10 protein-coding genes, 2 tRNA genes and 2 pseudogenes are annotated in these 12,487 nt (G+C 43.6%); 11 read left to right on the forward strand and 3 right to left on the reverse strand.

Annotated elements, in window-relative coordinates; translation table 11 throughout:
* Positions 1 to 100 precede the first annotated feature (100 nt).
* Positions 101 to 988 carry a PDZ domain-containing protein gene (locus A5295_RS03725; protein ID WP_004110543.1) on the forward strand — a complete coding sequence of 296 codons (888 nt, stop codon included), beginning with the start codon at positions 101 to 103 and terminating at the stop codon, positions 986 to 988.
* A 44-nt stretch (positions 989 to 1,032) separates the two neighbouring features.
* Here the strand turns inward: A5295_RS03725 and A5295_RS03730 are convergent.
* Positions 1,033 to 1,106 (reverse strand) — tRNA-Val (locus tag A5295_RS03730).
* Positions 1,107 to 1,224: 118 nt separating this feature from the next.
* Between A5295_RS03730 and A5295_RS03735 the strand changes: the two genes are divergently transcribed.
* The 4 genes and pseudogenes from A5295_RS03735 (at position 1,225) to A5295_RS03750 (ending at position 4,680) form a co-directional block, all read left to right on the forward strand.
* The gene (locus A5295_RS03735; protein WP_012913947.1) at positions 1,225 to 2,736 is read left to right on the forward strand and encodes a DivIVA domain-containing protein; all 1,512 of its coding nucleotides are present in this window, start codon (positions 1,225 to 1,227) and stop codon (positions 2,734 to 2,736) included.
* 31 nt (positions 2,737 to 2,767) lie between these two features.
* Positions 2,768 to 3,235, forward strand: a pseudogene (gene recO, locus A5295_RS06480) (DNA repair protein RecO); the annotation flags it as partial.
* Positions 3,236 to 3,250: 15 nt separating this feature from the next.
* Positions 3,251 to 3,883: pseudogene (recO, locus tag A5295_RS06350) on the forward strand (DNA repair protein RecO); the annotation flags it as partial.
* 2 nt (positions 3,884 to 3,885) lie between these two features.
* The gene (locus A5295_RS03750) at positions 3,886 to 4,680 is read left to right on the forward strand and encodes an isoprenyl transferase (RefSeq protein WP_012913948.1); all 795 of its coding nucleotides are present in this window, start codon (positions 3,886 to 3,888) and stop codon (positions 4,678 to 4,680) included.
* 17 nt (positions 4,681 to 4,697) lie between these two features.
* On the opposite strand, the gene A5295_RS03755 is transcribed toward A5295_RS03750, so the two are convergent.
* Positions 4,698 to 5,930, reverse strand: coding sequence for a M20 family metallopeptidase (locus tag A5295_RS03755; RefSeq protein WP_064621736.1), 1,233 nt, complete (start codon positions 5,928 to 5,930; stop codon positions 4,698 to 4,700).
* Between the two features lie 64 nt (positions 5,931 to 5,994).
* Entirely contained in the window at positions 5,995 to 6,360 is a 366-nt protein-coding gene (locus A5295_RS03760) for an MTH1187 family thiamine-binding protein (RefSeq protein WP_033888601.1), read from the reverse strand.
* A 179-nt stretch (positions 6,361 to 6,539) separates the two neighbouring features.
* On the opposite strand from A5295_RS03760, the gene A5295_RS03765 reads away from it, so the two are divergent.
* The 6 genes from A5295_RS03765 (at position 6,540) to A5295_RS03790 (ending at position 12,338) form a co-directional block, all read left to right on the forward strand.
* On the forward strand, positions 6,540 to 8,060 hold the full coding sequence (locus A5295_RS03765; RefSeq protein WP_064621737.1) for a glycine--tRNA ligase: 1,521 nt from the start codon (positions 6,540 to 6,542) through the stop codon (positions 8,058 to 8,060).
* A 69-nt stretch (positions 8,061 to 8,129) separates the two neighbouring features.
* Positions 8,130 to 9,284, forward strand: coding sequence for a tRNA dihydrouridine synthase DusB (dusB, locus tag A5295_RS03770; protein ID WP_064621738.1), 1,155 nt, complete (start codon positions 8,130 to 8,132; stop codon positions 9,282 to 9,284).
* A 202-nt stretch (positions 9,285 to 9,486) separates the two neighbouring features.
* Positions 9,487 to 10,698 carry a cell division protein FtsZ gene (gene ftsZ, locus A5295_RS03775; protein WP_064621739.1) on the forward strand — a complete coding sequence of 404 codons (1,212 nt, stop codon included), beginning with the start codon at positions 9,487 to 9,489 and terminating at the stop codon, positions 10,696 to 10,698.
* Positions 10,699 to 10,722: 24 nt separating this feature from the next.
* A complete protein-coding gene (locus A5295_RS03780; RefSeq protein WP_004105139.1) occupies positions 10,723 to 11,181 on the forward strand; it encodes a cell division protein SepF in 459 nt (152 codons plus the stop codon).
* Positions 11,182 to 11,340: 159 nt separating this feature from the next.
* Positions 11,341 to 12,159, forward strand: a complete 819-nt coding sequence (trmB, locus tag A5295_RS03785) for a tRNA (guanosine(46)-N7)-methyltransferase TrmB (protein ID WP_064621740.1) — start codon at positions 11,341 to 11,343, stop codon at positions 12,157 to 12,159.
* Between the two features lie 107 nt (positions 12,160 to 12,266).
* Positions 12,267 to 12,338 (forward strand) — tRNA-Glu (locus tag A5295_RS03790).
* Positions 12,339 to 12,487 lie beyond the last annotated feature (149 nt).

The following is a 12,487-nucleotide window of genomic DNA, read 5'->3' on the forward strand; positions in this document are numbered from 1 at the left end:
ATACAAATATTCTACTCGATAATATGGTTTTATGTGCTATAACTTGCGTGCAAATATATTTTAAAGCAAAACTATATAGGGCTTGTGTCATGATACAAGCATGTTTCGCTTTTCTACAGGTGCTAGTGTATTCCGTGCGTGTTTTAGATCCTTGCGCTCGCTGTCTCATGCTTTAGTTTTGTACATTACTTCGCATTCTTTGCGATATTTTGCAGGATTCTTTACAGTAATTGTTGCGATTTTTGCGTTGTCGCTTCCAAGTGCATACGTCGTAGAAGAGCCTGGTCCAACGCAGGATGTTTTAGGATCCCTATCAAATACTCCTGTGATTGATATGTCTGGTTCTCGAGTAAAAGAAAATCATGATACTGGTAAATTATTGTTGATTACTGTCAATGTTTCTGGTGTTCCTGGATATGAGGTTTCAACATTTTATTCATTGATTTCGTGGATGGATCCTCATAAAAGTTTGTTGCCTCGTGAAGCTATTGTGCCAGTAGGGCAGAGTGCTGACGAGTATGAGAAGGAATCCACGAACGAGATGAATGATTCGCAAAGCCTTGCTCAAAATGTTGCGTTACAGTACGCGTCTAAGCATCTTGGAATTAAAAAAGAAGATGTAAAAGTTCGTTTACATATTGAAGATATTGGTGGACCGTCTGCCGGAATGATGTACACTCTAGGAATTCTTGACAAGCTTACTCCTGAACAAGAAACTGGTGGTAAGACGATAGCCGGAACTGGAACTATTGAAAAATCGCAAAAAATTGGTGCAATTGGTGGTATTCGGTTAAAGATGATTGCAGCTAAAAGAGATGGGGCTACTTGGTTCTTAGCGCCTTACGATAATTGCAATGAAGTTGTTGGGCATGTGCCACAAGGTTTGCGCGTTGTAAGTGTAAAAACATTGGATGATGCTTACAAAGCGTTAAAAGCTATTGGTTCTGGTCGTGGTGCAAATAAATTGCCAAGCTGCAATGTGAAATAAAACAATAAACCAAATAAAGCAGAAACCAAATAAAGAGCAGAAAGTGGGCGATGAGGGACTCGAACCCCCGACATCCACCGTGTAAAGGTGGCGCTCTAGCCAGCTGAGCTAATCGCCCGTTTGCAACAAATTAAAAACATACATGATGGTGTGTACGAATGCAACGTGTGGCGCGCGTCGTAACAATCGCGTACAGTATACTGAATAAGAACATGTGCTCAGGAGGTCGATATTCGATGGCTCAGAAACCTGATACCGCTCGTAATGCTTCAGCAATGGAGCGTGTGGGTAAGCGTAAGTTAGGATATAACGTCGCACAGGTGAATGCTTTTCTAGAGCGTGCTCACACTTTGTACGAAAGCGATGAAGCTCGACTTACGCAGAAAGATATTCAAGAGGTTTCTTTTGACTTGGAGCGTAATGGTTACATTATTGGTCAAGTTGATGCTGCGTTATCGCGTTTGGAACGTGCGGTAGTAGATAAGTGCACTGAGCAAGAATTGGCGCAATGCGGACGAGTTGCATGGAAAGCTCGTGTAGAAGCGCTTTATCGTAAACTTTTGCAACATGCTCAAAGAGATTATCGCGATCGTTTTGATCGTGGTTCTTCGCATCACCCGTCTTATGCGCGTAAACAAGTGGATATTATGGTCGATCAAGCATTAGATAAGATTGCTCTTATGCTTGGTCATGAGCTTGAGTGGGAAACGGACAAAGAAACATTACAAGATATTGATTCTGCTTATGTTTCTAATGTGATTTTTACGCAAAAAAACGGTAAGCACGGTTATGATGAGCGTCAAGTTGATTATTATTTAAACGCTTGTGTGCGTTTGCTTAGCAGCTTGGAATCTTTTGAGCGTGTAGAACAGTATGTTGATGCGGATAATAGTAGTTCCTCATACTCTCGAGCAGCATCTGAATCTTATTCTGCTCCTGCTTCTGTTCCTGCTTCTGTTCCTCCTTCTGTTATTCCTGTAACTAAAGCTGAAGAGCCTGCTAAATCTTCAGAATCTACGGAATCTTATAACCATTCTGAAGAGCCTGTTCCATCATTTGCTCCTTCAATAAAGCCTGCATCTGATTTCAGTGCTGCTTCTGCAGCTTCTTCCGCTTCTGCCACTGCACCTTCTGCTTCTTCAATATTCAAACCTGTTGAGGATGCTGTGGATGATGAAGACACTGCGGATAGATTGTCTAAGATTGCACCTCGCTCAATACCTAGCGTGCCAAATCATGATAAACAAAGCATTTTTGCTCCTGTAGATTATGCTAATCAAGATTCTAATGATTCGTTTGAAGCGTTAAATAAGTCTGAGCGCGCAATATTTACACCTCATGCTGCTGCAAGTAAGCCTTCTAATGTTCTTAACGATACTGATAGCAATGACGAGCTTTTGCAAAGCGCTACAGTAATGCGAAACTCTTCTGAATCTTCTGTGCTACCTCCTTCTTTCACTCCTGCAGCTCGTAATCGCAATAATTCATCTGCACCTAAGCCTGTTGCGGCTCCTGCTCCTGATGAATCAATTCCATCATTTGCTCCTCAAGATTCTGCACAGCATTCCTCGCAGCATTCTTCGCTTAATATTCCGGAGTTGCATGTTTCTAATTTGCAGCCGAGTAAGCCATTGAGTTTAGATATTCCAGATTTGTCATTCCCAATTATTGGTCATATTGATGAATCTACTAATTTCGGTAGCTCTTCTCAAGGCGACGACGATTCGGAAAATAACGATCGTAATTAATCTAACTATTAAAAAAGATATAGTTTGATTTATGCCATTGTATCGCGATGAAGCTGTTGTGCTTCGTACTTTTCCTTTAGGTGAAGCGGATAGGATTGTTGTGCTTCTTACTAAGCGGCATGGCAAAGTTCGTGCTGTTGCAAAGGGAGTTCGTAGGCTTAAATCACGTTTTGGTGGTCGTCTTGAGCCGCTTATGCGTGTTGATTTGCTTCTTGCACAAGGTAAATCTTTGGATGTAGTCTCGCAGGCTGTTTCTATTGCTGCTTATGCTGGTGAAATTTGTGCAGATTATACGTCCTATGAGTATGCAAACGTCATGCTTGAAGTTGTGGATTTGCTTGTTTCTAACGAATATACAGATGAATACAGGCGTGAATATCAAGATACGCTAGGGCAGTATCGTCTACTTACTGCGGCTTTACTTTCATTGTCCAAGCATAAGCATTCTCCTGATGCTATTGGCGTGTCGTATATATTGCGAGCATTGTCATTAGCTGGGNGTGCTGTTGCAAAGGGAGTTCGTAGGCTTAAATCACGTTTTGGTGGTCGTCTTGAGCCGCTTATGCGTGTTGATTTGCTTCTTGCACAAGGTAAATCTTTGGATGTAGTCTCGCAGGCTGTTTCTATTGCTGCTTATGCTGGTGAAATTTGTGCAGATTATACGTCCTATGAGTATGCAAACGTCATGCTTGAAGTTGTGGATTTGCTTGTTTCTAACGAATATACAGATGAATACAGGCGTGAATATCAAGATACGCTAGGGCAGTATCGTCTACTTACTGCGGCTTTACTTTCATTGTCCAAGCATAAGCATTCTCCTGATGCTATTGGCGTGTCGTATATATTGCGAGCATTGTCATTAGCTGGGTGGTCTCCGCGACTACAAGCTTGTGTTGTATGTGGGAAAAATGAAGATTTATGCTATTTTTCGCCTTGCGCAGGTGGAATGATGTGTGCAAGCGATCACACTCCGGATTCAATAGTTTGTGCTAATTCGACGCGTTTGCAATTGTGTGCTCTTGCGCAAGGAAACTGGTCTGTTCTTGACGGAGTGTCGGTTGATTCTTCTACTATGCGATGCGTTCAGCAATGGGCTGAATATTATCTTGAGCGACCTATTCGTTCGATGGGGTTGTTACATTCGTAAGTATGGCTTTTGAAAACGTGGATTATAAGTCGCTCGATATTCCAGCGGCTCCTTTTAGTGACCCTTCTCACATACCAGATTTTCCTAAGGGCAAAGTGCCTCGTCATGTCGGTGTGATTATGGACGGAAACGGACGCTGGGCAAAAGAGCGCGGAATGATTCGAACCGAAGGTCACAAAGCTGCAGAACCGGTAGTTTTTGACGTTATTGCAGGAGCTATAGAAGCAGGAGTTCGTTACTTAAGCTTATACACTTTTTCTACCGAAAATTGGAAGCGATCTCCACAAGAAGTGCGCTTTTTAATGGGATTTTCTAGGGAAATTATCCATAGGCGAGTTGCGCAAATGAACGAGTGGGGAGTGCGAGTTCGTTGGGCAGGAAGGCGCCCTCGTTTGTGGAAGTCTGTTATTGACGAGTTGGAAAAAGCGCAAGAAATCACCAAAAATAATAAAACTATTGACGTTGTTTTTTGCATAAATTACGGCGGTCGTGCAGAAATTGCGGATGCTTGCGCGCAAATCGCGAAAGAAATTCAAAATGGCAAAATTAAAGGCGATCGTGTAAGTGAAAAAATGATTGCTGAGCACTTGTATAATCCGGATATTCCAGATTGCGATTTGGTGATTCGCACTTCCGGCGAGCAGCGCACTAGCAACTTTTTGCCTTGGCAAGCATCCTACGCGGAACTTGATTTTGTGCCGGAACTATTCCCGGATTACGGCCGCGAAGCGCTGTGGAGGTCGATTGACCGCTATGCGCATCGCGACCGCAGGTTTGGTGGCGTAAAAAACGCCTAGTATCTCACTAAGATTTGTTACTTTTCGCTAGTGAGCCAAGCGCAAGCTGCCACAACTGCAGCTTCTAATCCGCGATTAAGAGTGGGCTGCAAATCTGGGGCGAATGCCGGATTGTGATTTCCAGGAGCATTCTGCATATCCGCAAAACCACCTAAGCCCCAGTAAGCGTAAGGAGTTTTAAAAGCGTTCGCGACTATAGAAAAATCTTCCGAAGCAGAAGCGCGCGAAATATCTACAGAATCTTCTCCAAAGTATTCATCAAAAGCTTTACGCACGCGCAAAGACGCATTCTGATCATTATTTGTAAGCGGATAGCAATCATAATACGTAAACTCTGGTTCTTTAGGACATCTTGCAAGCTCGCACTCTCCACGCACAATTCGTTCAATAGCATTGTGCACAAATTTTTGAGTATCTTCGCTATAAGTTCTTGTGTTAATTAAAAGCTCGGCATCATCAGGAATAATATTCGACTTACTTCCTGCATTAAGCGCGCCAACTGTAACAATTGCGTAATCTTTAGCTGCAAGTTCGCGAGAAACAATCGTCTGCAATTTAAGCACAATTGACGAAGCAACAACCACCGGGTCAACGCTCAACTCAGGCATAGAACCATGCGAACCTTTACCAAAAATGTGCACGCGAATCGAAGCTGCAGTAGTTAAGAACGCGCCCGAACGAATACCGACTGTTCCTGCAGGAATAGCACCCAACACATGCTGACCAAGGTAAACGTCAGGCTTTGCAATCATGCTCATAATGTCATTTTCCACCAAGTCTTTTGCGCCTTGAGCTGTTTCTTCTCCAGGCTGAAAAACGCCAATATACGTTCCTTTCCAAGCATCTTTATGCTCATTAAAAGCCTTCAAGGCACCAAGTAGGCTGGAAATATGAAAATCGTGACCGCAAGCGTGTGAAACTCCAACCGTTTTGCCATTTTCGTCTTGCGCACTAACTGTTGAAGTGTAATCTTTTCCTGAATTTTCTTTAATTGGAAGCGCATCGATATCCGCTCTCATAACAACAACAGGACCTTCGCCGTTTTTAATCTCTGCCACAACGCCTGTTTTTCCAACTCGCTTTGTTTCAATCCCAGCTTTGCTAAGAATATCAATAATTGTTTGAGCTGTATGATCTTCTTTCATTGACAGTTCAGGATGTTGATGAAAGTATTTGTATTGTTTTTCTCGTTCTGCTTGGGTTTCATCTAAATCGGATAATATTTTCTGAACTGCCGTAAGTTGCAGCATAAATTCCTGCTTTCTTTTGTTTTATTATAACTTTTTTGAGTTTTGAGATTATTTGATTTTAGTTTTATTCTTCTTTATTTCGTTTGTCGAGAATCTTATCTACAAGCGCACTTTTTGCGTCAATTTGATTGCTAAAACCAGGGCGAATATCTAATTTTAGTATTACTCCAGTACGGTATCCTTTACTAACTAAAGTCATCGTAGCATCTTTCACAACGCGCATAACGTCATCAAATTCGCCCTCAATATTCGTGAACATTGCGTTAGTTTCGTTCTTTAATCCAGAATCGCGAATTACTTGTACAGCATCCGCCACGTACTCGCTCAACTCGTCTCCGACTCCGCTTGGAGCAATGCACAACGCCGCGACCGTGTTAGTTCTGTGCTCGTTCGCGTGGTCGTTTGTATTCTCGTTATTATTTTCACTCATAGTAACAATCCCTTTAAAATCGTAATCTTATGCAAATCTAGCAAAACAAGACAACGCCAAATAATGCGTCAACAAACTTATAAATTTGCATTACTTTAACAATTTTACAAGCGTCACAGGGTTTTTCTATAATAGCAACGTTTTCACCCGAATTTTCTAGTTTTACGAAAAGGTGTATTGTGGCTGTTTCAAAGCTTGATGAAGTCGTCTCCTTGGCTAAGCGTCGAGGATTTGTGTTCCCAGCCGGCGAAATTTACGGTGGCACGCGTTCTGCGTGGGATTACGGCCCGCTCGGTGTTGCGTTAAAAGATAATATCAAGCGCGAATGGTGGCGCTACATGGTGACCACGCGTGGAGATGTTGTTGGAGTGGATACTTCCGTTATTCTGCCTTCACAGGTGTGGGTTGCTTCCGGTCACGTTTCCGTGTTTAACGATCCTTTGATTGAGTGCTTGAATTGCCATAAGCGTCATCGTGCAGATAAGTTGGAAGAGTCTTATGCTGAAAAGCATGGCGACAAGATGCCAGAAAATGGATTAAAAGACATTGCTTGCCCAGATTGTGGTACTCGCGGAAACTGGACTGAGCCACGTGACTTCAACATGATGCTTCGCACTCATTTAGGACCGGTTGAAGACGAAAATAGCTTGCATTATTTGCGTCCAGAAACAGCTCAGGGTATTTTCGTTGATTTTAAGAACGTCATGACTTCTGCTCGTCAAAAGCCGCCTTTTGGCATTGCGAATATTGGTAAGTCTTTCCGCAACGAAATTACGCCTGGAAACTTCATCTTCCGCACTCGCGAGTTTGAGCAGATGGAAATGGAGTTCTTTGTAGAGCCTGGAACAGACGAAGCTTGGCATCAGTATTGGATTGATACACGCGTAAATTGGTATGTTGATTTGGGTGTAAAGCCAGAGAATTTGCGCATGTATGAGCATCCTAAAGAGAAGCTAAGCCATTATTCCAAGCGCACTGTCGATATTGAATACAAATTTGGCTTCCAAGGTTCGGATTGGGGAGAGCTTGAGGGTATTGCAAACCGTACTGACTACGATTTGTCTGCTCATGCTAAGCATTCCGGCGAGGATTTGAGCTACTTCAACCAGGCTACTGGCGAAAAGTATGTGCCTTACGTTATTGAGCCTGCGGCTGGTCTTACGCGCTCGCTTATGGCATTCTTGGTTGATGCTTACGACGTTGACGAAGCTCCAAACACTAAGGGCGGAGTTGACAAGCGCACTGTTCTTCGACTTGATCCTCGTTTGGCTCCTGTTAAAGCTGCAGTTTTGCCTTTGAGCAAGAAGCCAGAATTGCAAGCTGTTGCTCAAGATTTGGCTGCAGATTTGCGTCAGCATGATTGGGTTATCGATTACGATGAGGCTGGAGCTATTGGTCGCCGCTATCGTCGTGAGGACGAAATTGGTACTCCTTTGTGCGTAACAGTCGACTTCGATACTTTGGAAGATCATGCTGTTACAATTCGCGAGCGCGACACCATGCAACAAGAGCGTGTTTCCTTGGACAAGGTTGCAGATTACGTCGCTAGCCGAATTAACGAAAAGCGCGTTAAGTATCCGCAAGGTCCTGTTGAAATCGTTGGTACTCGTGCAGCCGACGGTGCTACGGATATTGCTAAAGAAGCTGGCGAAGACGAGTCTAAGCCTGTACAAATCGCGACTGCTGGCGGATTGTACTAATACGTATTTGAGTAGTGCTTAAGCATTAATAAGCAAAATTATTATTACAGTGAACGGAGTTAAAGCAATATGAATTTTTCTATAAAACCAGTGGATTTAGGGAAAGTTCATATTGCAACTCCTGTTGTTTTATCTCCAATGGCTGGGATCACTAACTGGCCATTTCGCGTAATCTGCCGCGAATTTGGTCCGGACGGGCTTTACGTAGCAGAAATGATTACAGCTCGAGCTTTAGTTGCACGAAATCCAAAAGCATTGCGTTTATGCCGTTTTGCTCCTAGCGAAAAAGTGCGCTCTTTGCAACTTTATGGTGTAAATCCTTCTATTGTAGAGCAAGCAGCTCGAATTGTTGTCGACGAAAACATGGCTGATCACGTTGACTTAAACTTCGGCTGCCCAGTTCCAAAAGTGACGCGACGCGGCGGTGGTTCTGCTCTTCCTTGGAAAACTGATTTGTTGCAAGAAATTTTGCATCGCGTTGTTTCTGTTTGCGAACCAGCAGGAATCCCTGTTACAGCTAAATTCCGCGTTGGAATTGACGAGAATCATGAAACTTTTATTCAAGCTGGTCATATTGCGCAAGAAGAAGGATGCGCTGCTGTAACTTTGCATGCTCGTACAACTGCAGAATATTATGGTGGTCATTCAGACTGGACGCGTATTGGCGAGCTTGTAGAAGCACTCGATATTCCAGTTTTTGGCAATGGTGATATTTGGGGTGCGGAAGATGCGCTCGCAATGTTTAAGGAAACTGGTTGCGCTGGCGTTGCTATCGGTCGAGGATGCCAAGGTCGCCCATGGTTGTTTGCTGATATTCGCAATGCTTGCGAAGGTAGCGATAATCGTGTGAATCCTACTTTGACAGAAGTTGGTTCCGTTATTTTGCGTCACTTGAAGCTCTTAGTTGAGTTTTATGATGGTGACGAGCGTATGGCTGTTCACGACTTGCGTAAGCATGTCGCTTGGTATTTAAAGGGCTTTCCTGTTGGTGGTGGCACTCGTAAAGCGTTTATGGAGTGCGAGTCAATTGAGGATGTTCAACGTAATCTCGATATGCTTGACGGTTCTCTTCGTTTGCCAGAAAAAGTGTTAGACACGCCGCGTGGACGAGTTAGATTTGCTAAAAAAGTTCATTTGCCGTATGGGTGGTTAGATTCTCGTACAACTAGTCACGAAGAGCGAGAGGCGTTATTTGGTGATGATCCAATGGATGCAAGTTACTAGTGTTTTCTAGGGCTTTCGTCATTTTTTTGCACTGATTATTTCGATAATGTTCTATTAAAATCACCTTGTGCTCATATTTGCATATAGCACGGTGTATTATCAAAACAGTGACATTTTTTCAGTTTATTGTGAAAACGTCGTCAGTATCGAGCGTTTTGCGCTAAAATATTGTGTAAACGTGCGTGAGTGACAGGAGATAACGGTGAGCGAGATTGCCCAGACTGACAATTTCAACGACAAAACCATCATCAAGGTAGTCGGCGTCGGTGGTGCCGGCGGTAACGCCGTCAATCGGATGATCAGCGAGGGTCTACAGAATGTAGAGTTTGTGGCCATTAATACTGACGCTAAAGATTTACTGCGTTCTGATGCTGATGTAAAGATTTCATTATCTGATGCTTCGAGCCGAGGCTTGGGCGCTGGTGCTGACCCTGAAAAGGGTGCTAAGGCTGCGCAGGATCATCAATCAGACATTGAAGAGGCGCTTAAGGGTGCTGACATGGTGTTTGTTACCTGCGGTGAAGGCGGTGGTACGGGTACTGGTGCAAGCCCGATTGTGGCTCGTGCAGCTCATCAGCAAGGTGCTTTGACTATTGCTGTTGTTACACGTCCATTCGGTTTTGAAGGACCGCAACGTGCTGCATCTGCAAAACTTGGTATCGAGAATCTTCGCAAAGAAGTTGACGCGTTGATTGTTATTCCAAATGATCGTCTTTTGGAAATTTCTGATCGTACTATTGGAATTATTGAAGCATTTAAGACTGCAGATACTGCATTGCTCGCAGGTGTGCAAGGCATTACTGATTTAATTACCATGAATTCTTACATTCATGTTGATTTTTCTGATGTTACAGCTGTTCTTCGCGGAGCAGGTACCGCATTGTTCGGTATTGGTGCTGCAAAGGGCGAGGATCGTGCAACTCAGGCAGCTGAAATTGCTATTAGCTCCCCATTGCTGGAAGAAAGCATTGAGGGTGCTCACGGTGCTTTGATTAATATCGCAGGTCCAAGTGATTTGAAGCTTCAGGAAGCTTCTGCTGCAACTGAACTTGTTCGTAAAGCTATTCATCCAGAAGCTCAAATTATTTGGGGTCTTTCTTTGGATGATTCTTACGGCGATGAGGTTCGAGTTACGGTTATTGCTGCTGGATTTGATGCTCATCCTAAGGCGGAGGAGTCCTCAGCTAAAGCTGGTCAGTTTGTTGATATGCAAGCAGATGTTAAGCCTGTAGCTCCTGCACAGTCTACGTCATCTTTCAAAGAGGAAGCTCAAGCTGCTCCACAAGTAGAACAACCTGCTTCTATGCCTTCTATGTTTGAGCCTGCAATGAATCAGCAATATTCTCCTTCTGCAGCTCCTGTACAGCAGCCTGCTGAACCTGACGAATTAGATATTCCTGATTTTCTGCGTTAAGCGTAACGAGAGGAGGGTTGCTTCATGGCTGGCTTTATGAAGAACGTGATGTCATACGTTGGTATGGCAGATGTGCCTGAGGATGATGATTATGCTGAATCTGATGTTCAAGAAACGTCATTCGATAATGATCGCTCGGTAACTCCTGCTGTGTCGCAACATGGTAATGATTTGCGTGGTGGTTCTGCTCGTGCGAATGCTAGTCGTATGAGTCGTATTACTACAATTCATCCTAAGTCTTACGATGATGCGCAAATGGTAGGTCGTGCTTTGCGTGACGGTGTTCCAGTGGTTTTAAACCTTACTGGTGTAACTGAATCAGTTGCGTATCGTATTGTTGATTTTTCTGCTGGAGTTGTATTTGGTGTTCGCGGTTCTATTGAGCGTGTGACTCCTAGGGTATTTTTGCTAAGCCCAGCACAAGTGAATATCAAAGTAGAGGATGCTCCGAACGACAATACTGCGCGTGACTTGTTCTCCTAAAAATTGTATTTGCTAAAGAATTAATTGAGCAGCGTTTGTTTAACAACTTTCGCTGCTTTTTTATACTTTTTGGTAGCATAAAAGCGATGCGTACGAGCATGATTAAAATCATGCGAATTTAAACTAAAGGCATATAGCCCAAATAACGAAAGTAATCTCATGAGCATTGAAAATGAAAACGAAAACACTATGCAAGCCAAGCAACGCACTGTATTGTCGTTTGTGCGTCGTTCTGGGCGCTTAGATGCGCGTTTACAGCACGCTCAGGAGCGTTATGCAAGTCAGTACCTGCTAGACGTTACTGAAGCGCCTGGCTCATTTAGATTGCGCGAAAATTTGAACATTACGCATGATTGGATTAGTGATAAGTGGGGGAATGATAATCCGCTTATTGTTGAAATTGGTTCCGGGCAAGGCGAAAACATTGTTGCCGCAGCTGAACGTTTGCCGGAAACTAACTTTTTAGCGCTTGAAGTTTATGATCCAGGCGTTGCTCACACAATGCTTCTTGCTGGAAAGCAAGGTTTGACTAATCTTCGTATTGCGCAAATTAACGCTCCTGATTTCTTCGCTGCGTGCGACTGTGGAGTTTTAGAAGAAGTTTGGACTTTCTTCCCGGATCCATGGCCTAAAATGCGTCACCATAAGCGTCGTATTGTGCAACCAGAGCTTGCCTCTACAATCCATCAGGCGTTGCGTAAAGAGGGCGTTTGGCGCATTGCTACAGATATTGAGGACTATGCTTTGCATGTGCATGAGATTATGGATTCTCGCGAAGATTTTGCAAATATTGGCGAATTAAGCGTAAGTCTTCCAGTTGAGCACGTAGGAAAAGGTACAGCTGGCACCGCTGCAACTCTTCCACACGCAGATTTTAGCGAATCTGAGCGCTTTGCTGGTCGAGTTCTTACGAATTTTGAACGCAAAGGCTTGGAGGCTGGTCGCACGATTCACGACTTCACCTACATAACACAATAATGTTCTGCCGCCGCTGTTCTCGTAGCTTTGCAATTGTACTTAACCTCAACACGCCGTGAGTTGCGTACTGCTTTTTTGAGTGTTAATATCATATGGTTTGGTTCGAAGCCCCCTTCGTCTAACGGTTAGGACACCAGACTTTCAATCTGACAACAAGAGTTCGACTCTCTTAGGGGGTACAAATTACAACGCCGCTGGGTTTTCAGCGGCGTTTTTCGTTTTTTGTATTTCTGATGTTCGTATTTCTATTTTTGCTGCTTACCCTATTTTTCGTATTTTGCGCAGCAATTAGTTTTTCATATATTTTTTCTATAAATCGATATAAGAT

Origin of the sequence: Gardnerella sp. 26-12, from assembly GCF_001660745.1 — a bacterium.
GTDB classification, from domain to species: domain Bacteria; phylum Actinomycetota; class Actinomycetes; order Actinomycetales; family Bifidobacteriaceae; genus Bifidobacterium; species Bifidobacterium swidsinskii.